At 70.7% G+C, this 23,354-nt stretch carries 23 protein-coding genes; 17 read left to right on the forward strand and 6 right to left on the reverse strand.

Annotation, left to right across the window (positions count from 1 at the left end; translation table 11 throughout):
* Positions 1-10 precede the first annotated feature (10 nt).
* The 3 genes from JHN45_RS00470 to JHN45_RS00480 are packed head-to-tail and all read left to right on the forward strand — an operon-like array spanning position 11 to position 2,313.
* On the forward strand, positions 11-796 hold the full coding sequence (locus JHN45_RS00470) for an alpha/beta fold hydrolase (RefSeq protein ID WP_200712674.1): 786 nt from the start codon (positions 11-13) through the stop codon (positions 794-796).
* Positions 793-1,281, forward strand: coding sequence for a heme-binding protein (locus JHN45_RS00475; protein ID WP_201047526.1), 489 nt, complete (start codon positions 793-795; stop codon positions 1,279-1,281). The genes JHN45_RS00470 and JHN45_RS00475 overlap by 4 nt, the downstream gene beginning before the upstream one ends.
* Positions 1,282-1,284: 3 nt before the next feature.
* Positions 1,285-2,313: a methionine synthase II (cobalamin-independent)-like protein gene (locus JHN45_RS00480; protein WP_201047527.1), complete on the forward strand. Its 1,029-nt coding sequence runs from the start codon at positions 1,285-1,287 to the stop codon at positions 2,311-2,313.
* A gap of 45 nt (positions 2,314-2,358) precedes the next feature.
* Here the strand turns inward: JHN45_RS00480 and JHN45_RS00485 are convergent, their stop codons facing one another.
* Entirely contained in the window at positions 2,359-2,646 is a 288-nt protein-coding gene (locus tag JHN45_RS00485) for a putative quinol monooxygenase (protein ID WP_200712677.1), read from the reverse strand.
* A gap of 257 nt (positions 2,647-2,903) precedes the next feature.
* On the opposite strand from JHN45_RS00485, the gene JHN45_RS00490 reads away from it, so the two are divergent.
* The 5 genes from JHN45_RS00490 (at position 2,904) to JHN45_RS00510 (ending at position 9,403) form a co-directional block, all read left to right on the forward strand.
* Positions 2,904-4,352 carry an aldehyde dehydrogenase gene (locus JHN45_RS00490; RefSeq protein WP_201047528.1) on the forward strand — a complete coding sequence of 483 codons (1,449 nt, stop codon included), beginning with the start codon at positions 2,904-2,906 and terminating at the stop codon, positions 4,350-4,352.
* 33 nt (positions 4,353-4,385) lie between these two features.
* Positions 4,386-5,594 (forward strand): L-2-hydroxyglutarate oxidase, encoded by a 1,209-nt coding sequence (gene lhgO, locus JHN45_RS00495; RefSeq protein ID WP_201047529.1) that lies wholly within the window; start codon positions 4,386-4,388, stop codon positions 5,592-5,594.
* 121 nt (positions 5,595-5,715) lie between these two features.
* Positions 5,716-6,576, forward strand: coding sequence for an amidohydrolase (locus JHN45_RS00500; RefSeq protein WP_019069943.1), 861 nt, complete (start codon positions 5,716-5,718; stop codon positions 6,574-6,576).
* Positions 6,577-6,589: 13 nt separating this feature from the next.
* Positions 6,590-8,302: a thiamine pyrophosphate-dependent enzyme gene (locus JHN45_RS00505; RefSeq protein ID WP_201047530.1), complete on the forward strand. Its 1,713-nt coding sequence runs from the start codon at positions 6,590-6,592 to the stop codon at positions 8,300-8,302.
* 21 nt (positions 8,303-8,323) lie between these two features.
* Positions 8,324-9,403 carry an Ldh family oxidoreductase gene (locus tag JHN45_RS00510; protein WP_201047531.1) on the forward strand — a complete coding sequence of 360 codons (1,080 nt, stop codon included), beginning with the start codon at positions 8,324-8,326 and terminating at the stop codon, positions 9,401-9,403.
* Positions 9,404-9,471: 68 nt separating this feature from the next.
* On the opposite strand, the gene JHN45_RS00515 is transcribed toward JHN45_RS00510, so the two are convergent.
* The 3 genes from JHN45_RS00515 to JHN45_RS00525 all read right to left on the reverse strand — a co-directional run bounded on the left by JHN45_RS00515 (position 9,472) and on the right by JHN45_RS00525 (position 12,075).
* Complete coding sequence (locus JHN45_RS00515) at positions 9,472-10,407, reverse strand: alpha/beta hydrolase fold domain-containing protein (RefSeq protein WP_201047532.1); 936 nt, start codon at positions 10,405-10,407, stop codon at positions 9,472-9,474.
* Between the two features lie 230 nt (positions 10,408-10,637).
* Positions 10,638-11,645 carry a M56 family metallopeptidase gene (locus JHN45_RS00520; RefSeq protein WP_201047533.1) on the reverse strand — a complete coding sequence of 336 codons (1,008 nt, stop codon included), beginning with the start codon at positions 11,643-11,645 and terminating at the stop codon, positions 10,638-10,640.
* 4 nt (positions 11,646-11,649) lie between these two features.
* Positions 11,650-12,075, reverse strand: a complete 426-nt coding sequence (locus tag JHN45_RS00525) for a BlaI/MecI/CopY family transcriptional regulator (RefSeq protein WP_201047534.1) — start codon at positions 12,073-12,075, stop codon at positions 11,650-11,652.
* Between the two features lie 129 nt (positions 12,076-12,204).
* Between JHN45_RS00525 and JHN45_RS00530 the strand changes: the two genes are divergently transcribed.
* The 4 genes from JHN45_RS00530 to JHN45_RS00545 all read left to right on the forward strand — a co-directional run bounded on the left by JHN45_RS00530 (position 12,205) and on the right by JHN45_RS00545 (position 16,088).
* Positions 12,205-13,713 carry a glycosyltransferase gene (locus JHN45_RS00530; RefSeq protein WP_236583018.1) on the forward strand — a complete coding sequence of 503 codons (1,509 nt, stop codon included), beginning with the start codon at positions 12,205-12,207 and terminating at the stop codon, positions 13,711-13,713.
* A complete protein-coding gene (locus JHN45_RS00535) occupies positions 13,710-14,453 on the forward strand; it encodes a polysaccharide deacetylase family protein (RefSeq protein ID WP_201047535.1) in 744 nt (247 codons plus the stop codon). The genes JHN45_RS00530 and JHN45_RS00535 overlap by 4 nt, the downstream gene beginning before the upstream one ends.
* A gap of 419 nt (positions 14,454-14,872) precedes the next feature.
* The gene (locus tag JHN45_RS52685; RefSeq protein ID WP_236583055.1) at positions 14,873-15,457 is read left to right on the forward strand and encodes a hypothetical protein; all 585 of its coding nucleotides are present in this window, start codon (positions 14,873-14,875) and stop codon (positions 15,455-15,457) included.
* Positions 15,458-15,566: 109 nt separating this feature from the next.
* Complete coding sequence (locus JHN45_RS00545; RefSeq protein ID WP_200711180.1) at positions 15,567-16,088, forward strand: MarR family winged helix-turn-helix transcriptional regulator; 522 nt, start codon at positions 15,567-15,569, stop codon at positions 16,086-16,088.
* Between the two features lie 34 nt (positions 16,089-16,122).
* Here the strand turns inward: JHN45_RS00545 and JHN45_RS00550 are convergent, their stop codons facing one another.
* Together JHN45_RS00550 and JHN45_RS00555 are read right to left on the reverse strand one after the other, a co-directional pair.
* Positions 16,123-17,184 carry a dihydrodipicolinate reductase gene (locus JHN45_RS00550; RefSeq protein ID WP_201047536.1) on the reverse strand — a complete coding sequence of 354 codons (1,062 nt, stop codon included), beginning with the start codon at positions 17,182-17,184 and terminating at the stop codon, positions 16,123-16,125.
* Between the two features lie 94 nt (positions 17,185-17,278).
* A complete protein-coding gene (locus tag JHN45_RS00555) occupies positions 17,279-17,944 on the reverse strand; it encodes a TetR/AcrR family transcriptional regulator (protein WP_201047537.1) in 666 nt (221 codons plus the stop codon).
* Between the two features lie 145 nt (positions 17,945-18,089).
* Here JHN45_RS00555 and JHN45_RS00560 point away from each other — a divergent pair, with 145 nt between their 5' ends.
* The 5 genes from JHN45_RS00560 to JHN45_RS00580 are packed head-to-tail and all read left to right on the forward strand — an operon-like array spanning position 18,090 to position 23,343.
* Complete coding sequence (locus JHN45_RS00560) at positions 18,090-19,370, forward strand: acyl-CoA dehydrogenase family protein (RefSeq protein WP_200711182.1); 1,281 nt, start codon at positions 18,090-18,092, stop codon at positions 19,368-19,370.
* Positions 19,367-20,389, forward strand: a complete 1,023-nt coding sequence (locus JHN45_RS00565; protein ID WP_201047538.1) for a phosphotransferase family protein — start codon at positions 19,367-19,369, stop codon at positions 20,387-20,389. Before JHN45_RS00560 ends, JHN45_RS00565 begins: the two co-directional genes overlap by 4 nt.
* Positions 20,386-21,357: an NADPH:quinone oxidoreductase family protein gene (locus tag JHN45_RS00570; RefSeq protein ID WP_201047539.1), complete on the forward strand. Its 972-nt coding sequence runs from the start codon at positions 20,386-20,388 to the stop codon at positions 21,355-21,357. Before JHN45_RS00565 ends, JHN45_RS00570 begins: the two co-directional genes overlap by 4 nt.
* Positions 21,347-22,198, forward strand: coding sequence for an acyl-CoA dehydrogenase family protein (locus JHN45_RS00575; protein WP_201047540.1), 852 nt, complete (start codon positions 21,347-21,349; stop codon positions 22,196-22,198). The genes JHN45_RS00570 and JHN45_RS00575 overlap by 11 nt, the downstream gene beginning before the upstream one ends.
* Positions 22,195-23,343 (forward strand): acyl-CoA dehydrogenase family protein, encoded by a 1,149-nt coding sequence (locus tag JHN45_RS00580; protein WP_201047541.1) that lies wholly within the window; start codon positions 22,195-22,197, stop codon positions 23,341-23,343. Before JHN45_RS00575 ends, JHN45_RS00580 begins: the two co-directional genes overlap by 4 nt.
* The last annotated feature ends 11 nt before the right edge of the window (positions 23,344-23,354 follow it).

Here is a 23,354-nt window from a genome sequence, read left to right on the forward strand (position 1 = left end):
GTTCACCCCCATGCCCCTCGCCGACTCCGACGGCACCTCCATCTACTACGAGCGCCACGGCAGCGGTCCGGCGATCCTGTTCGTGCACGGCAGCGGCGGTCACCACGCCGCCTGGTGGCAGCAAGTGGCCGCGCTGCGCGATGAGTTCACGGTCGTCACCGTGGACCTGCGCGGCTTCGGCAAGTCCGATTCGTCCATGCCCGAGTTCGACGGCCAGGACTTTCCCGGTGACGTAGTCGCCGTACTTGACCAGGAGAACCTGACCGACGCCATGCTGGTCGGCCAGTCCATCGGCTCCGTCGCCGCCCTGCGCGCCGGACTGCTGCGGCCCGAACGGGTCGGCTCCGTCGTGCTCGGCCACTCCCTCGGCGGCATCAGCCACCCCGAGTTGAAGGAACTGGCCGCCGCCGACCGCGCCGAGGCCGTCAAACTGCCGGTCATCGACCGCCTGTTGACGAAGCGGTTCCAGGAGGAGCGGGCCGACCTCACCTTCCTGTTCCAGCAGATGGGCACGTTCAACGTGGCCAAGATGCAGGATCTGCGGAACCTCGACACCAACGGCCCGTCCCTGGACGACATTCAGGCCTCGGGCGTCAAGGTCGCGTTCCTCGCGGGCGAGAAGGACGCGGTGCTGAGCGTGAAGACCGTGACCCGCGCCCATGAACTGCTGGCCGGCTCGCACCTGGAGATCGTCCCGGACGCCCCGCACTCCATGTACTGGGAGACGCCCGCCGAGTACAACGCCGCCGTCGCCCACCTGCGCCGCACCCTCACCGCACCGAAGGAAGCAGCATGAGCAGCCTCACCCTGGACGCCGCCGAGGAGATCATCGACGCCGCCCACAAGCGCGCCCAGTCGCTGGGGAAGGCGGTGAGCGTGGCCGTCGTGGACTCGGGCGGCTTCCCCATCGCCATCCGCCGCCCGGACGGCGCCCGCCCGCTCACCCCGGACATCGCCCGCGCCAAGGCGTACACGGCGGCCATCATGCAGCGGCCCGGCAAGATGCTGAAGAAGTGGCAGGAGAGCCAGCCGGTCTTCTTCTCCCAGCTCTCCCAACTCCCCGGCGCCTCAATGCCGATCATGGCCACCGAAGGCAGCCTCACCATCAAGAAGGACGGCGAGATCATCGGCGGCCTCGGCATCGCGGGCGGCACGGCGGACGAGGACCAGCAGATCGCCGAGGAGGTGCTCGCCTCGCTCGGCTACGAACTGGAGTTCGCCGCCTGGGGAGTTGCGGGCAAGGCCGCCCCGTCCTCGCCCTCGTCCGGAAAGGACGCATAACCCATGGCGGATACGTTCAACTACCGCATCGACCACCACGGCAGCCTGGTCCGCCCGGTCGAACTGACCGCGGCCCGCGCGGCCGGCGACCCCGAGGCGCTGAAGGAGGCGGAGCTCCAGGCGGTCAAGGAGGCCGTCGTCCTCCAGCGCAAGCTGCGCTCCACCGTCGTCACCGACGGCGACTACCCGCGAGAAGACTTCCGCAGCGCGGTCCTTGACGGAGTATCAGGTTTCCGGCGCACGGACGAGACCGACGCCGACGGCCTGGTCCGCTGGGTCGCGGAGTCCCTGCCGAAGGCCAACGGCCCCCTGCTCGCGGACTGGGTGGCCCGCCTCACCGAACTGACGGTGATCGCCCCGAAGGCCGTGCTGCCCTCACCCGCGTATCTCGCCGCCACCACCTTCCAGCCCGGCCACGGCCCGTCCTCCGCACGGGAGTTGGGGGAGGCGCTGGCCGAGATCGTCCTCGCGGAGATCGAGTCGCTGGTCGCCAAGGGCGTACGCCTGATCCAGCTCGACAACCCGCTGCTGCTCGGCCAGTTGGCCAACGACCCGGGCGCCCCCGGCGCGCTCTCCTTCGAGGACGCCCTCGCCGTGGACGCCTTGGCGGTACGCCTGGACGAGCGCCCCGAGGGCGTACGCATCGCGGTGGCCCCCGGCCCGGTCGCCCCCGCCGCGCTCGACCTGTCCCGCGCCGAGCGGCTCTACGGCGGGATCGGCGCCGACCGCTGGATCCTGCCCTTCGACCAGGGCACCCAGGCCGAACTCGCCCTGGTCAAAGCCCTGCCGGACGACCGTGACTTCTGCCTGGGCGTCGTCGACGCGACCGTGCCCGCGCTGGAGGACATCGACACGGTGATGGCGAGGCTCGACGCGGTCGGTGAGTTCAAGGATCTGGAGGACGGGGCCGTAGCGCCGTCCCGGGGCTTCGCCGATGTGGCGAGCCGGCCGCTGCTGACCGCCGAGGAGCAGCGCCGGAAGATCGAGCTGGTGGAGACGATCGCCCGGTACGTCTGGGGCAACGAGTTCTGACGCACGAGCCGGGAAGCGCGACACCGCGCTTCCCGGCGGAATCCGTCAGAGGACCTCGGCGAACGTCACCCTGCGGTCGGTCAGCAGCGGCCAGATGGTCTGCACGATCAGCTCGTCGAAGTGGTCGGCCGCCTTGTGCGCCTCGAAACCGGCCCGGTCGGCGTACTGCTCGTACAGCACGAAACTCCCCGGCACCTCCGCCTCGGCGTGCACCTCGTACGCCAGATTCCCCGGCTCGGCACGGGTCTGCTCACGCACCTTCAGCAACGCGGCCCGCACAGCGTCCTCGTCGGCGGGCTCGCAGAAGTAGCGGGCGATGACTGCGTAGGCCATGTCGTGTCTCTCCTCATCGAATCCTCGGTCGATCCGCGGCGGATCCTCGGCTCCCGGCGGCGTGGCACAAGCCGTCCGGCCTGCCGATTCCAGCACGGATCAACCCTCCGCCGACCTGCGCACGGCGCAAGCAATGCCTGCCCGCGCGGGGCTGGTGGCACCGCCCTCACATGGTGTGTTGTCGCATTCGGCCCACTGCGGCCGCTGACTGTGCAGACCGCGGACCCGCACCGCGGCGGACGAAGGAAGTGATCTTCATGCGAAGCCTGGAAACCCTCTCCGGTGGAGAGTGGGTGGCGACCGGCGAGTGGATCGAGGTGCACAACCCCGCCGACGTCCGCACCCCCCTCGCGCGCATCCCCGCCCTCGCCGCCAAGGACGTCACCCGCGCCTACGACCACGCCGAGCGCGGCTTCGCGGTATGGAAGCGCACCAGCCCCTTCGAGCGGGCCCGGATCTTCACCGAGGCGGCGAAGCTGATCCGCGAGCGGCTCGACGAGATCGCCGCCGACGTCACCGCCGAGAACGGCAAGACCGGCGCCGAGGCCCGCGGCGAGACCCTCAAGGCCGCCGACTTCCTCGACTACTACGCGGGCCTGGCCCGCCAGGGCTACGGCACCCTCCTGCACGACGCCCGCCCCGACACCCGCGTCCACACGCAGCGCGAACCGATCGGCGTGATCCTCGTGATCAGCCCCTGGAACGACCCGCTGATCACCCCGGCCCGCAAGCTCGCCCCGCTGCTCGCCACCGGCAACGCGGCCGTGTTCAAGCCGGCCACCGAGACACCGTTGTCGGGCCTGCACTTCGCCCGCGCCCTGCACGACGCCGGCCTGCCCGCCGGAGTCCTGAACGTGGTCACGGGCCGCACGGCCGAGATCGAGGAGGCGCTCCTCGACGACCCGCGCATCGTCGGCATCACCTTCACCGGCTCGAACGAGGTCGGAGGCCGCATCCGCCGCCGCCTCGCCGACCGCAACGTCCGCTTCCAGGGCGAACTCGGCGGCAAGAACGCCTCGGTCGTTCTGGCGGACGCCGACCTGCCGTTCGCCGCGAAGACCGTCGTAGCAGCGTCTTTCGGCCAGGCCGGGCAGCGGTGCACCGCCACGAGTCGTGTCGTCGTCGAGCGGTCCGTGTACGACGAGTTCACCCGGCTCCTGGTCGCCGAGGTCGAGGCGCTGAAGGTCGGCCCGGGCAGCGACCCGGCGACCACCCTGTGCCCACTGTCCAGCCCGAAGCAGCGCGACAGCGTCCTCGCGCACCTCAAGGGTGCCGTCGACCAGGGCGCGACGGTCCTTACCGGAGGCGCGGCCGACGTCGAGGGCGACCACGCGCACGGCTGCTTCGTGCAGCCGACGGTCCTCGCCGATGTCACCGCAGAGACGGCGATCTGGCGCGAGGAGGTCTTCGGACCGGTCCTCGCGGTCCGCGCAGTGGACGACTTCGCGCAGGCCGTCGACGCGGTCAACGACTCCCCGTTCGGCCTGGCCGCAGCGGTGTTCACCCGCGACCTCGCCTCCGCGTACCGCTTCGCCGACGACGCCGAGTGCGGGCAGATCGCGGTCAACGCGACCACCCCCGGCTGGGACGTGCACCTGCCCTTCGGCGGCTTCCACGACTCCGGTACGGGCTACAAGGAGCAGGGCGACGAGGTCCTGCGCTTCTCCACCCGGGTCAAGACCGTCGCCGTCCACATCGGCGCGTGAGCGGGCGCACAGCACAGAGAGAGGAGGATGCCGATGGCTGACGAGACGATCGGCATCGTCGGCGCGGGCATCGTGGGCCTGGCCACCGCCCGCGAGATCGCCCTGTGCCGCCCCGGCACCCGGGTCGTGGTCATGGAGAAGGAACCCGAGGTCGCCGTCCACCAGACCGGCCACAACTCCGGTGTCGTGCACGCCGGCATCTACTACGCGCCGGGCAGCCTCAAGGCCGACCTGTGCGTCCGGGGCGTGTCGATCCTGCGCGAGTACTGCCAGGACCGCGGGCTGCCGTACGAGGAGATCGGCAAGCTCGTCGTGGCCGTACGGCCGGACGAGCTGGGCCGGATGGAGAGCCTGTACGAGCGGGCCAGGAACAACCATGTGCCCGAGCTGCGCAAGATCTCCCGGGAGGAGATCAAGGAGCTGGAGCCGCATGTCGGCGGGATCGCCGCCCTGCACTCCCCGCGCACCGCGATCACCGACTACCCGGCGATCGCCCGCGAGTTCGCGAAGGACATCGAGGCGTCCGAGGGAGAGGTGCGGCTCGGTTTCCCGGTCACGTCCATCGCCACCGTGCCGGGCGGTATCGAGGTCGCGTCGGGGGAGGAACGGGTCCGGGTCGACCGGCTGGTCCTCTGCGCGGGGCTTCACTCGGATGCCGTGGCAAAGCTGGCGCAGGACAAGAAGGCGCCGAAGATCATCCCGTTCCGGGGCGAGTACATGCTCCTCAAGCCGGAGCGCACCCATCTGGTGCGCGGGCTCATCTACCCGGTGCCGGACCCCCGTTACCCCTTCCTCGGCGTGCACTTCACCCCGCGGGTCGACGGCAGCGTCGAGGTCGGCCCGAACGCCGTCCTCGCCCTGGCCCGGGAGGGCTACAAGCTCGGCCGCTTCTCCCTGAAGGACCTGGCCGGACTCGCCGCCTACCCCGGCACCTGGCGGATGGCCGCCCAGCACTGGCGGACCGGCATCAAGGAGTACCGCGGCTCGCTGTCCGCGAAGGCCTTCATGAAGGACGCGAAGCTGTACGTCCCCGGTGTCGGCGTCGCCGACGTCGTACGCGGCGGGGCGGGCGTCCGCGCCCAGGCACTGGACCCCGACGGCACGCTCGTGGACGACTTCCGCATCCACCGGGTCGGCCGGATCACCGCCGTACGCAACGCGCCCTCGCCGGCCGCCACCGCCTCCATGGCGATCGCCGAGCACATCGTCGAGGCCGTGTTCGGCGCTACGTCCGCAACTTGAGAATGCCCTGCGTACAGCGGTGTTTCGCGCAACTACTGCTTGCACTCCCAGCGCTCGGCAAGGCCCGATCTCCCGCCTAGCGTTCCTTCCGTAAAGACCTTCGAGAGAAAGAGTTCCGGACATGTTCGTTGTCGACACGCAGATCCACATCTGGAAGGAAGAGAGCCCGGACCGCCCCTGGGTCCCGGGAGCGCGGGAGCGCATCCGCCTCAACGGACACCGCGAGGACCCCTTCTCCTACGAGGAGGCCCTGGAACTGATGGACGAGGCCGGTGTCAACCGGGCCCTGATCCTGCCGCCGTCCTGGGAGGGCGACCGTATCGACTACGCCCTGGAGGCCTGCGAGGCGCACCCGGACCGCTTCGGGATCATGGCGCGCATCCCGCAGAACAAGCCCGAAGAGGGCAAGGCGATGCTCAAGGACTTCGCGCAGAACCCGCATGTGAAGGGCACCCGCCTCACCTTCCACCGGCCGCAGGACCGGAACTGGATGATCGACGGCACCAACGACTGGTACTGGCCGATCGCCGAGGAGCTGCGCATCCCGACGATGGTCCACGCGCCCATCTGGAAGCGGGAGTTGGGCGAGATCGCGGCCAAGCACCCCGAGCTGAAGATCATCATCGACCACATGGGCATCATGGCCCGCTGCGTCGACGACGCGATCGGCTACTGGGTCTCGGAGACCGCAGACCTGGCCGCCCACCCCAACATCTACGTGAAGGTCTCGGCGCTCCCCGGCTACTCCACCCAGCCCTTCCCGAACAACAACATCCAGAAGTACGTGCGCGAGATGGTCGACAAGATGGGCCCGCAGCGCTGCTTCTACGGCACCGACATCACCCGGCTGCTCGGGCACGGCATCACCTACACCGACACGATCGAGCAGTTCACCAAGCACTGGGACTTCACGCCCGAGGAGCTTGAATGGATCATGGGCCGCGGAATCTCCGAGGTTCTGAACTGGCCGATCGAGGGCTGAGGAAGCACGAGAGATGACCGACACCACCAACACTCCGGGCGCCGACGGCGGCGATGCTCTCGTTACCGCCTTCAACGCCGTCGGCGCCGACTACATCTTCTGCTCGTCGGGCTCCGAATGGGCCCCCGTCTGGGAGTCCCTGGCCCGCCGCCACCGCGACGGACTGCCCTGCCCGCAGTACCTGGACCTGACACACGAGACCGTCGCGGTCGGCATGGCCACCGGCTACGGACTCGTCAAGCGCCGGCCGCAGGGCGTACTCCTCCACGCGGCCCCCGGCCTGCTCCAGGGCTCGATGGCCGTGCACGGCGCGCTGCTCGCGGGCGTCCCGATGGTGGTCAGCTCCTCGGAGTCCACCACGTACGGCGACGGCCCCGGCCAGGACCCGGGCGGCCAGTGGTACCGCAACCTGTCCATCGTGGGCGGCCCGCACCAGATCGCCCAGCCCTTCACCAAGTGGTCCAACGAGGCCGCCAGCGTCCACACCCTTCCTACGATGGTGACGCGCGCGGCGGAACTGGCGTGGCGCGCCCCGGCGGGGCCGGCGTACCTCAACGTCCCGCTGGAGATCCTTCTTGAGGAGTGGGACGGCCGCGAGGCCAAGCCGATCGTGGCACCGGGTTCCACGCACAGCTCGCCCGAAGAGGTCGACCCGGTCGCCCAGTTGATCCGCGAGGCCTCGAATCCCGTCATCGTCACGGAGACGGCGGGGCGCGAGGCGGGCGGCTTCGAGGCGCTCGTCGCCTTCGCCGAGGCGTGGAACATCCCCGTCGTCGAGCCCGACTCGGCGGTGTGCGGCAACTTCCCGCGCACCCACCCGCTGCACGCCGGCAGCGACATCGGCCCATGGATGGACGAGGCGGACCTGATCCTCCTCGTCAACTGCCGCGCCCCCTTCTACCCGCCCTCACGCCGCCCCTCCAAGGCGACCGTCGTCGTCATCGACGAGGTGCCACAGCGTCCGCACGTCGTCTACCAAGTCCTGTTCGCCGACAAGTACTTGGAAGGCAACGTCGCCAACACCCTGCGCCAGCTGGCCAAGCGGGCGAAGGATCTGGACGCGGAGGCGGTCACCGCGCGCCGTGCCGCGCAGGAGCAGCGGCACGCCGACGAGCAGGCCGCGATCGCCGCGGCCGAGGCGAAGGCCGCCCAGGCCACCGAGGGCATCGACCCGGTGCTCGTCGCCGCGACCCTGCGCAAACTGCTGGAGGGCCGGGACGGGATCGTCGTCGACGAGACCATCACCCACAGCCGCGTCGTCAAACGCCATGTCCAGACCGCCGACCCCGACTCGTACTTCTACGTCCAGGGCGGCCTCGGCCAGGGCATCGCGGTCGCACTCGGCGTCAAACTCGCCGCGAAGGAACGCCCGGTGGTCCTCACCATCGGCGACGGCGCGTTCACCTACAACCCCGTCATCCAGTCGTACGACGCCTCGAACGCCTACGAACTCCCTTTGCTGATCGTGGTGTTCAACAACCGCGTCTACAAGTCGATGAACCTCAACCACCGCAGGTTCTACCCCGAGGGCGCCGCCGCCGACACCGGCGAGTGGCTCGGCACCGATCTGCACCGGCTGCCCCGGCTCGCCGCGTTCGCCGAGCCCTTCGGGATGCACACCGAGACGGTCGACGCGCCCGAGGCCCTTGCCCCCGCGCTGGAGCGTGCGCTCAAGGCCGTGGCGGAGGGCACCACCGCCGTCGTCGACGTCCTCGTCACCCGCTGAACCAGGAAGGCATCCGCCACCATGTCCGACACCGCAACGCCCAAGCCGGGCAAGGTACTTGTCGCCGCAGACGACCTGCGCACCTTCTCCGCCGCCCTCCTTGAGAAGGGCGGCCTCAACGCCGAGCAGGCGCGCACCACCGCCGACGTGTTCGTGTGGGCCGCGCTGCGGGGCGTCGACTCGCACGGCATCGCCCGCGTCCCCGCCTACCTGGAGCTGCTGGCCAAGGGCGTGGCCAACGCCGATGCCGACATCAAGATCGAGTCCACCGCACCGGCCGCCGCCGTCCTGGACGCCGACCGCGCTCCCGGCCCGGTCGCCCTCAGCGCAGCCGCCGACGAGGCGGTGACCCGGGCCAGGGTCAGTGGAGTTGCCGCCGTCGGAGTCCGCCGGACCGTGCACACCGGCGCCATCGGCTACTACGTGTCGAAGATCGCCGAGCAGGGGCTCGTCGGCATCGGCTACGTCGCCGGCATGCCCAACATGGGCTACACCGGCGTCAAGGGCGCCGCCGTGGCGACCAGCCCGCTCGCCATCGCCGTACCGGCCCAGGCGCACGCCCCGCTGCTGCTCGACATGGCGACCGCCACCATCGCCCTGGGCAAGATCCGCCAGGCGAAGGCGAGCGGCACCCCGCTGCCCGAGGGCGCCGCCGCCACCGCCGACGGCATCCCGACCACCGATCCCGAACTGGCCGTCATGCCACTGCCGTTGGGCGGCGCCAAGGGCTCCGGGATGTCCCTCGCCTTCGAACTGCTCACGAGTGTGCTGGTCGGCGCGCCCATCTTCGCCGCGTTCCACTCGGACGACCCGCAGGGCCGCAAGCACCGCCAGAACGCGCTGCTCATCGCCCTGGACCCGGCGGCCTTCGGTGACCCGGCCGCCTTCACCGAGGCGGTCGACGCGACGCTGGCCACCCTCAAGCAACTGCCTCCGGCGGACGGCGTCGAGGGTGTCTTCTACCCCGGCGAGCGCAGCGCGGCCGTCGCCGAGGCACGCGGTGCGAAGGGCATTCCCGTCGCGCCCAAGGTGTGGCGTGAACTGACCGAGGCGGCAGGGAAGTTCGGCCTCACCCCGCCGGAGCCGGTGCCGTCGGTGTGACCAGGCAGCACTTCGCCGACCGCCCTTGAGAGGGACGGTCGGCGAAGTGCGTTGTCTGCGGGGGTGGTTCAGCCGGTGCCCACGGCCTGCTGCACCTGACGGGCGATCAAGGCATAGGTCTCCAGGGCCCGTTCGTCGTCCGTGCCGTCGTAGCCGTGGTCGGCTCCGGCGACGTCGACGTGCTCCACCAGGGCGCCCGCCGTACGCAACCGGTCGGCGTAGCGCACGCCCTCGGCCTTGAGCAGGTCGTACTCCGCCGTGACGACCAGCGCCGGCGCGATCCCCTTGAGGTCCGCGGTGTCCGAGGGATGGGCGGGTGACACCAGCCGGTCGGCGCGCACCTTCGGATCCGGGACGTACGACGTGTCGAAGACCTCGGCCATCCAGGGCCGCAGCACCGGCTTGGCGATGGCGGCCCGCTTGTCCTTCGCGCTGGTCGCGAGGTCCAGCGGCGGATAGTGCAGCACCTGGAGCGCGATCGAGGGGCCGCCCTCCTCCAGTGCCTGCCGGGCCACCGCCGCCGCGAGTCCGCCCCCGGCGCTCTGCCCGCCGACGGTGAGCCGGTCGCCGTCCCAGCCCTGTTCGGCGCCGTGCTCCGCGATCCACCGGACCACCTCGAAGGCCTGCCGGGGTGGCGCGGGGAACGGATGCTGCGGCGCGACGACGTAGTCGACGTTGACCACCACGACACCCGCTTCCGCCGCGAGGAAACGGCACAGCGGGTCGTCCAGTTCGGTCAGCGGCACGACATAACCACCACCGTGGAAGTTCACGTGCACCGGCGGAGGCGGACCTTCACCGGCCGGCAGATACACCGTGGCGCGCGCCGGGGCGACCGTGGTCGGAATCGTCAACTCCCGTGTGGTGCGCGGGAAGTGCGGGAACCGCTGATGCGAGGCGGCGGCGGAGCCGCGCCCGCTCGGACGCCGGTCCGCCATCAGGGAGAGGCGCTGCAGGGACTTGGCGGCGAAGGCGGCCACCGTCGGCCGGGCCAGAACAGACATACCGCTCCATTCATGGAGTGCGCGCGACGGGGGAGTGCGGTCCGGTCGCCCGGGATCGATCGACAGGATTCCTGGCGATGGCTAGGGCGACGATAACACGGGCGCATTCCGGACGGATGCGGTGATCAGCGCTGTTGAGGGGGGTGGGTGGGTATCTGAAAAAGTGTGTCACTTACTCGTGGCAGTGTCACACTTTTCCAAGACACCCCCCAGAGGGAGCCCCACACCGGTCAGTGGTGTTGGGCAGGTCCGTCCAAGTGCCCGTGTTCACAGCACAGCCCGTGCTGCGGGACCGCCGGAGCAGTCGGCGGGGCCGCCGCCTGAGCCGTCACACACGCCGCGTGCTGCGCGGTCTCGATCATCTGCTCGCTGTCGGTCGCGGCATCGACGAGGCTCGCACAGCACATGACGAGCAGCGCCGCGCTCGCGACGAACGGCAGCGCCCGGCGCGGGGGAGGCGGCGCCAACAGTGCCCGCACCCGCTGCGGCACCGCCCCGCCGGTCGCGGCCAGCACCGGGCGGGACCGGTTCGCCGAGGTGGCGAGCGCCGCCCGGCCCACGGCACGGGCGACGACCGTACGATCGCCGACGCGCACCGCGGCCTCCTCGTCGGCCCAGCGCTCCAGCACGAAGCCGCCGGCCGCGGACAGTGGCCGTAGCAGCGGATTCACGGCGGCGGACAGGCGCCAGAGAGTCTGGAAGAGATGGTGCCGGCCGCGCAGGTGGGCCCGCTCGTGCGCGAGCAGTGCCTCGCGCTCGCGATCGCCCAGGCAGCGCAGCATCCCGCGCGACACCACGATCCGCCCCGGATTGCCCGGAAGCGCGAAGGCCTCCGGTGTCGCCATGTCGAGAACGGCCAACTCCGTGTCACCGGGCAGCTGTTGGCACTCGCGGCGGGCCCAGCGCAGGTGCCGTAGCTGACGTGTGGCGGCGACGGCGAGGCCTGCCACGGACGCGAGGAGGGCGAGTGAGGCGGTCCCGGCGACCGTGAGGTAGACGGGGTCGGAAGCCCGTACGGCGGCGACCGACCACTGCCCCTCCTCGGCGACCTCGGGGATCTGTACGAGGCCCGCGAACGCCAGCAGTCCCAGGGAGCCGAGCCAGCCCAGTGACGCCACCAGCGCGGCGGAGGCCAGTGACCAGGCAGCCGGGCGCGGGGCCAGCAGCGGGGCGGCGCGGGGTGCGAACACCGCGATCACCATGGTGATCAGCAGGGGGACGTAGACACTGATCAGCACCGGCTCACGGTCCTTCGTCGGCGCGGCCGGTGTGCTGCGGCCCCTCGTGCCCGGCGAGCAGGCGCTGCAGCAACTGCTCGTCCTCCTCGGAGAGTTCGGAGACGAAGCGGGTGAGCACGGCCTCACGGTCGGCGCCGTGCTCCAGCAGGGAACGCATCCGCTCCGCCGTGTGCGTGGCCTCGTCGCGGGCGGGCGCGTACGCGTAGCCGCGGCCCGCGCGATGCCGGACGAGCATCCCCTTGTCGTAGAGGCGCGACAGGATCGTCAGCACGGTGGTGTAGGCCAGATCGCCCGGCAGTCCGTCCCTCACCTGGCGTGCGGTCAGCGGCTGGTCGGCCCCGTAGAGCGCGGCGAGGACACCGCTCTCCAGCTCCCCGCGCGCCCGCCTGCCGGACGTCGCGCCGGGCTCGTCGCTCTTCGGATCGTGCACTGTTCACCCCACCGCCTTCCACCGCTCGGCACCCCAGCCTACCCGCCGACCTACTACATGTTGTACGACGTCACCTACTACATGTTGTAGAGTTTCGCCGCTCCACTCCACCTGCGGAGGAAAAAGCCCATGCCCCACCTCGGAAGTACGGTGCATCTGCGTGCCCTCGCGGTCGCCACCCTGCGCCCCCGACAGGCGATCCCGCCCCACCGCCCGGCGGCGGCCGACCGGGTCGTGATCGTCTCGGCGAGCGTCGGAGCCGGTCACGACGGCGCCGCCGCCGAGCTGGAACGGCGCCTGGTCGCGGCCGGATTCGCGGTCGACCGGTTCGACCTGCTGGACGTGCTGCCCGCCCGGCTCGGCCGACTCGTCCGGGACGGCTACCACCGCATGCTCGTCCGGACGCCCTGGCTCTACCAGCGGATCTACAGCAGCACCGAACGCGCCGGAGGCGGCGGCCCCGTCGCACGCGCCCTGCTGCGCTCCGCCGAGGCACGGCTGCTGCGCACCCTGCCCGCCGACACGGGCGCCGTCGTCTCGACCTACCCGGGCGCGAGCCGGGTCCTGGGCAGCCTCCGCCTCGCCGGCCGGCTCACCGTGCCCGTCCTCACCTACCTCACCGACTTCTCCGTCCACCCGCTGTGGGTGGCCGACGGCGTCGACGTCCACCTCGCCCTGCACGCCGTGCCCGCCGCCCAGGCCAGGGCCGCCGGCGCGCGCGACGTCCGGGTGTGCGGCCCGGTCGCCGACCCGCGCTTCCATCCCGTGGACGCGACGGAGCGCACCGCGGCCCGCACCCGTTTCGGCCTGCCCGCGAACGCCCCGCTCGCCCTGCTGGTCGCCGGCTCCTGGGGCGTGGGCCCGGTCCGGCAGGTCGCCCGCGAACTGCGCGACTGCGGCGCGGCCGTACCCGTCGTGGTCTGCGGCCGCAACGAGGCGCTGGCCGAACAGCTCCGCGCGGACGGTATCGAGCACGTCCACGGCTGGGTCGACGACATGCCCGGCCTGATGCACGCCTCCGACGTCCTGGTCCAGAACGCCGGCGGACTGACCTCGCTGGAGGCCTTCGCGGCCGGCCTGCCCGTCGCCAGCTACGGCTGCATACCCGGCCACGGACTGACCAACGCGTCCGCCCTCGACCAGGCCGGCGTCGCCGCGTGGATCCGGGACCCGGCCCAACTCAAGCACGTGCTGGGCGAGTTGATAGACGGCCCGCGCGGGCTGCTGCAGCGGGAGGCAGGGCTCGCACTGTTCGCGGCCGAGGCTGCGGACAGCGGAACCCGCACTGAAACACACCAGGACGCAAACCGGGGCCCCGCCGCCGAGACCGTACGGGTCTGCCGGGCCGGCGTCGGGCCCGCCACCCCCATCGCCGTCCGCCGGACCCGTGGGGTCCGTCCGGCCGCCCTGCGGCTCGCGATCACCACCGCCCTGGCCTGCACCGTCTGGGCGGGCGCGGTCGGCACGGCCGTCGCCACGACCGACGGCGGACCGCGCCTCATACACGCCATAGGGCAGGATCTCGACCTCGACGACGCACCCCACGCGCACCACGGCGGACACGAAGGCCACGAAGCCCACGAAGGCCGCGACCACCACGGTGATCACGATGGCCACGCGGAGGGACGCCGCTCATGACCGCCACCCGCCTCCTCCGCACCGCCACCCGCGCCGCGCTCCCCGCACTTCCCCTCCTCGCCGCCGCCTACGCAGCCCCCGTCCTCTCCACCTACGGCCCCCTCCGCAACCGCGTCATGCCCCGCCTCGCGGGCCGCGGCCGGCCCGACCACGTGGCGCTCACCTTCGACGACGGACCGGACCCGCTCTCCACTCCACTGTTCCTGCGCCTGCTCGACGAGCGCCGGGTCCGCGCCACCTTCTTCCTCCTCGGCAACCAGGCGGTACGCGCCCCCGGCCTGGTCCGCGAGATCGCCGCCGCCGGACACGAGATCGCCGTCCACGGCTGGCTCCACCGCCCCCTCCTGCTGCGCGGCCCCCGCGCCACCCACGACGACCTGGCCCGCGCCCGCGACACGGTCGGCGACCTCACCGGCCGCACACCACGGCTCTTCCGCCCGCCCTACGGTGTGATGTCGACCGCCGCCCACCTCGCGGCCCGCCGCCTGGACCTCACGCCGGTGCTGTGGACGGCGTGGGGCGAGGACTGGCGGGCGCGTGCCACACCGGAGTCGGTCCACCGCACGGTCACCGCGGACCTGCGCGGCGGCGGCACGATCCTGCTGCACGACTCCGACTGCACCTCGGCCCCCGGCTCCTGGCGCGCCACGCTCGGCGCCGTGCCCCGCATCCTCGACACCTGCGCGATGCGCGGGCTGTCCGTGGGCCCGCTGCGGGAGCATGCTGTGGATCCGCTGTGAAGTTGACAATATTGTTGGCGCTCCCGGTCCAGGGAATTTACGTTCGCAAGTACCCGGACCAGGGAGCCGCCACATGCTTTCGAACGCCCTGAGCCGCCGGACCTTCCTCAACGGGACGCCGACCGCCGCCGCGACGCCCGCACTCTCCGGCACCGCGACCGGCGCCGACGCGGCGGACGCGACAGCCGCTGGCGCCCGCCGCAGTGGGCCAACTTCTGCACGGGCGTGCGCATCGCGGACACCTTCGGGGACATCTGCCCGCAGCGGACGATGAGTTCGGCCTCGGTCACGATGAGCGAGGACTGCCTCAACCTCAACTCCCCGCTCGCAGCGTCGCACCGCACTCTGGAGACGGCCGAGAGCCAGGGCACCGCAACGCCGCCGCACTCGGCGCCACCTCGCTCGAGGCTCTCCGGGCCGTGGCGGGCGACAAGTTGATGTCGGGTCAGAACGCGAACGACACCACGGTCCGCGGGCCGGTGAACGGCAACCCGGCGGAGTTCCGCCCGGTCCTCGACGGCCGGGTCAAGCCGTGGACGTACGAACAGGCCCTGGCGGGCGGCCACTTGAACGACGTACCGGTACTGGCGGGCGGCAACAAGGACCAGAACGGCGCCTCCCCGAGCCCGGCCGTGAAGCTCGCCGACTGCCTTGCCACCGCCCAGAAGGAATACGGCACTCTCGCCGACGAGTTCCTGACGCTCTACCCCGCCACCACCGACACGGAGGCGGGCCAGGCTCGCAACGCCTCCGCCCGCAACGCCTCCGCCCGCGAGGGCTCGCGCGTCTCCGCGAACCTGTGGGCGGCCGAGTGGTCCGACTACGTGGTGAACTTCGCGACCCACGGCGACCCCAACGGCCATGGCCCGACGCGCCGGCCCGTGGCGAACCGCCGTCTCCCGATCGCGATGGAACGCGGCGACCACGTCGGCCCGCTAGCCCTGGCGGACGCGGCCAAGGCGGACTTCTTCGGGCGATTCTTCGCGAGCCAGAAGCGCTGGTGACGTCGGTGTCGATGTCGGCCTGCGGGTGACGTACTCTCTCCGCCGTAGACGGGGTAAACGCACGCCGTAACTTACTTGAGTTACGCAACAATATGGTAAAGTGGGTCTCATGTCCACACCTCCGGTCCCCACCGCCCCCGCCTCCCCGGAGGTGACCGAGATCGAGCGAGCCCTCACTCGGATCACCTACCTGAGTACGCGCGCCCGCCAGCACGACCGGCTCATGTCCCTCGCCGGTGTGCCCCTGGACCGTGCGGCGGTGGCGTTGCTGCGGCAGGTCGCCGACTCCGAACCGCTGCGCCCGGGGGAGCTGGCGAACCGCCTCGGTGTCGAGGCCTCACATGTGACCCGCACGGTGCAGCAGCTGCAGAAGTCCGGTTACGTCACCCGCGTGCCCGACCCCGACGACCGCCGCGCCCAGCGGATCGAGCTGACCGAGGCCGGCGAGCAGGCCGTCGCCAGCGTCCGGGACGCCGGTGCGCGCGGAATGCAGATGGCGCTCTCCGAGTGGTCGACGGACGAACTCCAGCAACTGGCAACGCTGTTCCACCGCATGGTCGACGACTTCCTGAACTACGCGATCGACGATGAGAGCGAGCCGGAGGCCGCCGCACCGGCGACCACCGCCTGAGCACGTTCAGCACTGGCGGGGGATTGCGCCGGCCTCAACCGAGGTCGGCGACGATCTGCGGCAGGTCGGCCGTGGTGCGGATTCCGGGGGCCGCCGCGCAGACGAAGGGGACGGCGTTGACCGCGCGGTTCGCGGTGTAGGAAGGGGACATCGCGGCCATCCGGTCGAGGGGCACGGGAAAGCGCAGGTCGATGTCGAGCGGCGCGTCCCCCTCGACCGAGACGTGCCAGCCCGTGGAGCGGAGATCCCAGGCGGGGTCGAGGTCGGTGGTGCAGTACCAGTTGGCGCGGAACCGCAGCAGGGGCCGGCCTTCGCGCAGACCGGAAACCGTGATCCGCTGCGCGGCCACCGTCCCTTCCGCCAGGGTGCCCGCCGCGATCGTGGTCGAGCGCCGGGCGAGCGCGACCTCGCCGGTCGCCTCCACCGAGTCGAGCGGTGTCCCGAGCGCCTCGGCCAGCAGTCGCAACGACGGGCCGAAGCTGTCGCGCAGTCCGGTCAGGCGCTGTTCGCCAAAATCGGCAGGGGGCTGCCCGAAGCCCATCACCTCGAACAGCAGCCCGGGGGAGTCCCGTTGGGAGAGATCCGCGAACTCGTCGATCGTCAGCGCGTCGAGCCGCCGCTGGATCGAGGTGAGGACGATCGGCAGGGCCTCGGTGATGAATCCCGGGCTGCTGCCCGTGCTGTGGACGGAGGTCCCGCCCTCCGCGCACGCGTCCTCGATCCGCTTCCGCACGACCGGGTCGAGGCTGGGCGCGTGATGGAACTCGCCGCGCGTCGACACGACGTTCACACCTGACGAGAGCAGCGCGCATACCTCGTCGAAGTCGCAGGTGCGTGGCGTGTAGAGGACGCAGTCGGCGTCGAGCGCCAGGATCTCGTCGATGTCGTGCGTGGCGCGGATCCCGGTCGCGCCGAACTCCCCGCCGGTCAACTCACCAGCGTCCAGGCCCGACTTGGCCGGCGTGTGGACATACACACCGGCCAGAGTCAGACGCGGATGCTCCAGTACGGCACGCATCGTGCGGGCACCGATGTTCCCCGTGGCCCACTGCACGACCCGGTAGCGCTGCACTCCATGCCGTAGCGGCTCGGTCATCGCCCACCTCCCGTTCGGTGGGCGAGAACCGTACTCTCCACTATGGAGAGCGTCAATCACGCATGGAAGGCGGTCAGTTGTGCCTGAGGAACCGTCAATTTCGTACGGGGACGCCCGAGAGGCCGCCGAGGCAGAACTGCCAGACCTCCTCGGCGCTGACCGCCGCGGCATGGCTGCCTGCCGGAACGCCGTTGCCCTGCGCGACGAACATCACCGTCTGCATCAGGATCGAGGCCTGACGGCGAGGTTTCCCAGCGGGGATGACACCGGCGTCCTCGGCCTGCTCGACCAACTCCGTGAACACCTGGTGCAGGGGGAGATGAGCGGTCGCCACCTGCGCGGGGTGCTTCACGAGGAGTTGCAGCGCGAAGTCGCTGAACAGCGGGCGCTCCACACCGGGGTTGGAGAGTGACTGCTCGAACAGCATCTCCACCGCGAGCCGCAGCGCCTGGAGCGGATCCGACTCGGCGCCGGCGGTCTCACGGATCTCGGCGGCCGACTTGGACAACGCGTCCTCGAACAGGGCGAGCAGCAGCTCGTGTTTGCCGTCGAAGTGCTGGTAGAAGCTGCGCAGTGACTGTTTGGAGCGGTCCACGACCTCCTGGACGGTGAAGTCCGTCGTCCGCTTCTCCGCGATCAGTTCCTGTGCCGCGTCCAGGAAGCGTTGAACGCGTTGTTCGGCGCGGAGCTTGGCGGCACGGGTGGAACGCTCAACGGCGCGCTGGCGCCAGGCTGGTTGCTCTTCGGGGACAGCTGTCACATGAAGAACGATACTCCACTTCAGCGGTAACACCCCGGCTTCCCCTACCGAAGACCGCACTGCAAGTTTCGAGACTCTTACTTGCGTGAGATGAGAATGATATTCTCACCGGCATCAGTCCGGGTTGGCAGGAGGTTCGTCTGACATGGCATGGGACTTTTCCACCGAGCCGGAGTTCGAGGAGAAGCTGGAGTGGATCAGGCGGTTCCGCACCGAGCGCGTGGAACCCCTGGACCTCCTGTATCCGGACCGGGCGTACCACCCGCTCGACGACGAACTCGGCCCCGTCGTCAGGACGTTGAAGCAACAGGTCCGCGACGAGGGCCTGTGGGCACCGCACTTGGGCCCCGAGCTCGGCGGGCGCGGCTTCGGCCAGGTCAAGCTGGCGCTCATCAACGAGATCCTGGGCCAGTCCAGTTGGGCCCCCGTCATCTTCGGCACGGCCGCCCCCGACACCGGGAACGCCGAGATCATCGCCCGCTACGGCACCGACGAACAGAAGGAGCGCTACCTCCAGCCATTGCTGGAGGGCGAGTGCTTCTCCTGCTTCTCCATGACCGAACCCCAGGCCGGCGCCGACCCCACGATGTTCACCACCCGAGCCGAACGCGACGGCGACGACTGGGTCATCACCGGCCGAAAGTTCTTCTCCTCCAACGCCCGCACCTCGAAGTTCGTCATCGTGATGGCCGTGACGAACCCCGACGTCAGCCCCTACAAGGGCATGTCGATGTTCCTCGTGCCCAGCGACACCCCCGGCGTCCGCATCGAGCGCCACCTCGGCATCATGGGCGAGGCCACCGACGAGGGCATGCACGCACTCATCGCCTACGACGGCGTCCGCGTCCCCGCCGACGCACTGCTCGGCGGCGAGGGCCAGGCCTTCGCGATCGCCCAGACCCGGCTCGGCGGTGGCCGCGTCCACCACGCGATGCGGGTCGTCGGCCAGAGCCAGAAGGCCCTCGACATGATGGCCGAGCGGGCACTGTCCCGCGAGACCCAGGGCGAGCGGCTCGCGGACAAGCAGCTCGTGCGGGCCGACCTCGCCGACTCCTACGCCCAACTCGCCCAGTTCCGGCTGTTCGTGCTCTACACCGCCTGGCAGATCGACCAGTACCAGGACTACAAGCGGGTCCGTAAGGACATCGCCGCCATCAAGTTCCTCACCCCGAAGGTGCTGCACGACATCGTGTACCGCTCGATGCATCTGCACGGCGCCCTCGGTGTGTCGAACGAGATGCCGTTCTCGGAGATGTGGAACGGCGCCGCCGTCATGGCCGTCGTCGACGGCCCCACCGAGGTCCACAAGATCACGGTCGCCCGTGACGTCCTGCGCGGCTACGAAGCCGCCCCCGGCCTGTGGCCCACCCAGCACCTGCCCACCCGCCGCGAATGGGCCCGGAAGCAGTTGGAGGACCTGCTGTGACGCTCGCCAACACCGAATCCCTCGCCCGCTGGCTGGACGACCAGGGCATCGCCCCCGGCGAACCCGTCGAGACGTCGTACATCTCCGGAGGCACCTCCAACGACATCTACGGCATCCGGCGCGGCGAGGTGAGCATGGTGCTGCGCAAGCCGCCGGAGAAGGTTCCGCCGGGGCGCAACGAGACCATGCTGCGCGAATACCGCGTCCTCAAGGCGCTCAACGGCACGGACGTCCCGCACCCCGAGGCCATCGCCGTGTGCGACGACACCAGCGTGCTCGGCTCCTGCTTCTACCTCATGGCACATGTCGACGGCTGGTCGCCGATGAACTCCGGCGGCTGGCCCGAGCCGTTCCTCAGCGACCTGTCGTTGAGGCCAGGCCTCGCGTACCAACTCGTCGAGGGCATCGCCAAGTTGGGCAACGTGGACTGGCGGGCCCAGGGGCTTGAGGGCTTCGGCCGCCCCGACGGCTTCCACGACCGGCAGGTCGACCGCTGGCTCGCCCACCTCGCCAAGTTCAAGTTCCGCGAGATACCCGGCCTGGAGAAGGCCGCCGCCTGGCTGCGGGAACACCGTCCCGCCCACTGGACACCGGGCATCATCCACGGCGACTACCAGTTCGCCAACGTCATGTTCCGGCACGGCGCCCCCGCCGAACTCGCGGCCCTGGTCGACTTCGAAATGGCCACCGTGGGCGACCCGTTGCTCGACCTCGGCTGGGTGATCATGGGCTGGCCGGACGCCGACGAGGACCGCACCCAGAAGGGCTACGTCGACTACACCGGCATGCCCGACCGCGCCGACCTGCTGGAGCACTACGCCAAGGTCAGCGGACGCGATGTCAGCGAGATCGACTACTACGTCATCCTCGCCCGCTTCAAGATGGCCGTCGTCCTGGAGGGCGGCTACGCCAGGCATGTGAAGGGCGAGGGCGGCAACCCCAAGATGGCCCACTACGGCGACGTCGTCCTGCAGATGGCCGCCCAGGCGGCCGAACTCGCCGCCACGACCCGGCTATGAGAGCCGCCCGCTGCAACGCCGTCGGCGGCCCGGTCGTCGTCGAGGACATTCCTGAACCACCCTTCCCCGAAGGGGAGTTGGCCGGACCGGACGGCGGCATCCCGGTCGACGTCCACTACGCCGCCGTCAACTTCGCCGACGTCCTCGTGATCGACGGCGCCTATCAGGTGAAGGCGGAGCCGCCCTTCACCCCGGGCAGCGAGTTCGCCGGCGTGGTCGCCGCCTCCGTGCACGGATTCGAGAAGGGCGAGCGGGTCTTCGGCTCGATGTTCGTCGGCGCCTTCGCCGAACGCGTCACCGCCCGCCCCGCCGGCCTCAGCCGCATCCCGGAGGGCATCCCCACCGAACGCGCGGCGGCCTTCGGGGTCAGCCACGCCACCGCCTTCGACGCGCTCCGCCTGGTCGCCGACGTACAGCACGGAGAGCGGGTGGCCGTCCTCGGCGCGGCCGGCGGGGTGGGCCTCGCCACCGTCGAACTCGCCGCGCTGCTGGGCGCGGAGGTTGTCGCCGTCGCCTCGACGGAGGAGAAGCGCGCGGTGTGCGCCGAGCAGGGCGCGCACGTCACCTTGCCGTACGACGATCTGAAGCGGAGTCTGCGGGACGCGGGCGGCGCCGATGTCGTGATCGACCCGGTCGGCGGGCCGTACGCGGAGGAGGCGTTGCGGGCGATGCGCTGGGGCGGACGGTTCGTGAGCGTGGGGTTCGCGAGCGGGGAGATCCCGCGTATCCCGCTCAACCTCCCGATGCTCAAGGGCGTCAGCGTCCACGGCTTCGACCTCGGCGGCTGGGCGCGGCACCAGCGGGACGACCTGGTCGCCGCCCGCACCGAACTCCACGGACTGTTCGCCGCCGGACGGATCCGGCCCCGCGTCCACGCCGTGTATCCGCTCGCCGAAGTCGCCGACGCCCTCAGCCTGGGGCGCCGCGCCATCGGCAAGGTCCTTCTGGAGGTCGCGCATGGAGTTTGAGTTCGACGACGAGCAGCGGCTGCTCCAGCGAGTGGTCCGCGAAACGGTCACCAGGTCGCGATCACTGCCCGAGGACCAACTCTGGGACACCTACCGGGAGTTGGGGTGGCTGGAGGCCCCGCCGGTGGAACTCGCCATCGTCCTGGAGGAGTTGGGCTACGCCGCCGACCCGACGCCCTTCCTCGCCACCGCCACCTGGTTCGCGCCGCTGGCCGGACGGCTGCCGCGCGGCTCGGGCACCGGAGTCTTCGACGGCGGGGGCCGGTTCGTCCTCGACGCCGACCGCGCGGACGAGATCGCCCTTCTCACTTCCGAGGGCGTGGTCGTACGGGACGGAAAGGAGCTGGCGGCAGAGCGGTTGTCGGTGTTCGACCCGACCCTCCATGTCGCCCGGGTGGACGCCCCGGACCTGGTCGCCGACGTACCGGACCTGGCCCTGATGGGCCTGGCGGTGAGCACGGTCGGCAGTTGCCGGCGCATCCTCGACCTGGTCGTCGCCCATGTGAAGGAGCGGCACCAATTCGGCGTGCCCATCGGCTCGTTCCAGGCCGTCAAGCACAAGGCCGCCGACATGTACGTCGCCATCGAACGAGCGAAGGTGCTCGCCTACTTCTCCGCGCTCACCATCGCCGAGGACGACCCGCGCCGCGGCCGGGCCGCCGCGATGGCCAAGGCCGCCGCCGGAGACTGCCAACGGGTCTGTTTCCGCAACGGGTTCCAGCTCTTCGGCGCCATGGGCTACACGTGGGAGAACGAACTGCAGATCCATCTCAAGCGGGCCAAGGCCGGGGACCTGCTCCTCGGTACGGCGTCCGAGCACAGGAAGGCGCTGCTGGTATGAGGCTGGCCCCCGACCCCGAGGTCGAGAAGTTCCGCGCCGATTTCAGCGCCTTCCTCGACACTCACCTGCCCACCCCCGAAGAGGCCACCGTCCGCTCCAAGTCCAGCGCGGACATACCCGATTGGGCCCGGCGCTGGCAGCGCACCCTCTTCGACGAGGGCTGGCTGCTGCCCGCCCAGCCGCCCGAGTACGGCGGGCGCAACGCCACCCTGCCCCAAGTCGTCGCCCACCTGGAGGAGTTGTCCCGGCGGCGGATCTACCACAGCTTCAACCCGCAGGGCCTCAACATCATCGCGGCCTCCCTGCTCACCTTCGGGACGGAGCAGCAGAAACGCGACTGGGCCGTACCGCTGCTGCGCGCCGAGGTCACCGCCTCGCTCGGCATGAGCGAGCCCGGAGCCGGCTCCGACCTGGCCGGACTGCGCACCCGCGCGGTCCTCGACGGAGACCACTTCGTCGTCAACGGGCAGAAGGTGTGGACCTCCGGCGCCCACGACGCCGACCTCCTGCTCACCTTCGTCCGCACCGACCCCGACGCCCCCAAGCACAAGGGCATCAGTGTCCTGCTCATCCCCACCGACTCCGAAGGCCTGGTCCGGCGACCGTTCGGATCGATCGCCGCCCCCGACGACCTCGACTTCAACGAGGTGTTCTTCACCGACGTCCGCGTCCCCAAGGAGAACCTCGTCGGCCCCCTCAACGAGGGCTGGCGCGTGGCCAACGGCTCGCTCGGCCACGAACGGACCCTGCTCTGGGTGCACTACGCCGAGCGCATGGACGGCCTGATCCAGGACTCGCCCTGCGACGAGGAGTGGTACGCGACGCTCCAAATGGACGTCCAGGCACTGCGGTTGCTCGGCTACCGGCTGCTCGGGGCCGACCGGAACCCGGTGGAGATCTCGGTGCTCAAGCTGCTCGGTTCCGAGGCCGCGCAGAGCGCCGAACTGCACGCCCTCGAACACCACGGGACCGAGGCGCTGCTGCATCCGGTGCAGACCGGGCCGTACACCCATATGAACATCGAGGCGTTCACCGCGAGTTGGTTCGAGCGGTACGCGCGCAGCTTCGGCGGGACGATCGCCGGCGGCACCTCCGAGATCCAGCGCAACATCATCGCCGAGCGCATCCTCGGCCTGCCCCGATAGAGCCGACGGAA

Origin of the sequence: Streptomyces sp. MBT53 (assembly GCF_016654115.1) — a bacterium.
GTDB lineage: Bacteria > Actinomycetota > Actinomycetes > Streptomycetales > Streptomycetaceae > Streptomyces.

Excerpts from the sequence above, each read along its gene's own strand:
- JHN45_RS00545 (WP_200711180.1), top strand. The coding sequence starts at position 15,567 with ATGTCCACACCTCCGGTCCCCACCGCCCCCGCCTCCCCGGAGGTGACC.
- JHN45_RS00480 (WP_201047527.1), top strand. The coding sequence starts at position 1,285 with ATGGCGGATACGTTCAACTACCGCATCGACCACCACGGCAGCCTGGTC.
- JHN45_RS00550 (WP_201047536.1), bottom strand. The coding sequence starts at position 17,184 with ATGACCGAGCCGCTACGGCATGGAGTGCAGCGCTACCGGGTCGTGCAG.
- JHN45_RS00490 (WP_201047528.1), top strand. The coding sequence starts at position 2,904 with ATGCGAAGCCTGGAAACCCTCTCCGGTGGAGAGTGGGTGGCGACCGGC.
- JHN45_RS00515 (WP_201047532.1), bottom strand. The coding sequence starts at position 10,407 with ATGTCTGTTCTGGCCCGGCCGACGGTGGCCGCCTTCGCCGCCAAGTCC.
- JHN45_RS00535 (WP_201047535.1), top strand. The coding sequence starts at position 13,710 with ATGACCGCCACCCGCCTCCTCCGCACCGCCACCCGCGCCGCGCTCCCC.
- JHN45_RS00510 (WP_201047531.1), top strand. The coding sequence starts at position 8,324 with ATGTCCGACACCGCAACGCCCAAGCCGGGCAAGGTACTTGTCGCCGCA.
- JHN45_RS00485 (WP_200712677.1), bottom strand. The coding sequence starts at position 2,646 with ATGGCCTACGCAGTCATCGCCCGCTACTTCTGCGAGCCCGCCGACGAG.
- JHN45_RS00530 (WP_236583018.1), top strand. The coding sequence starts at position 12,205 with ATGCCCCACCTCGGAAGTACGGTGCATCTGCGTGCCCTCGCGGTCGCC.
- JHN45_RS00570 (WP_201047539.1), top strand. The coding sequence starts at position 20,386 with ATGAGAGCCGCCCGCTGCAACGCCGTCGGCGGCCCGGTCGTCGTCGAG.
- JHN45_RS00500 (WP_019069943.1), top strand. The coding sequence starts at position 5,716 with ATGTTCGTTGTCGACACGCAGATCCACATCTGGAAGGAAGAGAGCCCG.
- JHN45_RS00560 (WP_200711182.1), top strand. The coding sequence starts at position 18,090 with ATGGCATGGGACTTTTCCACCGAGCCGGAGTTCGAGGAGAAGCTGGAG.
- JHN45_RS00505 (WP_201047530.1), top strand. The coding sequence starts at position 6,590 with ATGACCGACACCACCAACACTCCGGGCGCCGACGGCGGCGATGCTCTC.
- JHN45_RS00475 (WP_201047526.1), top strand. The coding sequence starts at position 793 with ATGAGCAGCCTCACCCTGGACGCCGCCGAGGAGATCATCGACGCCGCC.
- JHN45_RS00575 (WP_201047540.1), top strand. The coding sequence starts at position 21,347 with ATGGAGTTTGAGTTCGACGACGAGCAGCGGCTGCTCCAGCGAGTGGTC.
- JHN45_RS00470 (WP_200712674.1), top strand. The coding sequence starts at position 11 with ATGCCCCTCGCCGACTCCGACGGCACCTCCATCTACTACGAGCGCCAC.
- JHN45_RS00580 (WP_201047541.1), top strand. The coding sequence starts at position 22,195 with ATGAGGCTGGCCCCCGACCCCGAGGTCGAGAAGTTCCGCGCCGATTTC.
- lhgO (WP_201047529.1), top strand. The coding sequence starts at position 4,386 with ATGGCTGACGAGACGATCGGCATCGTCGGCGCGGGCATCGTGGGCCTG.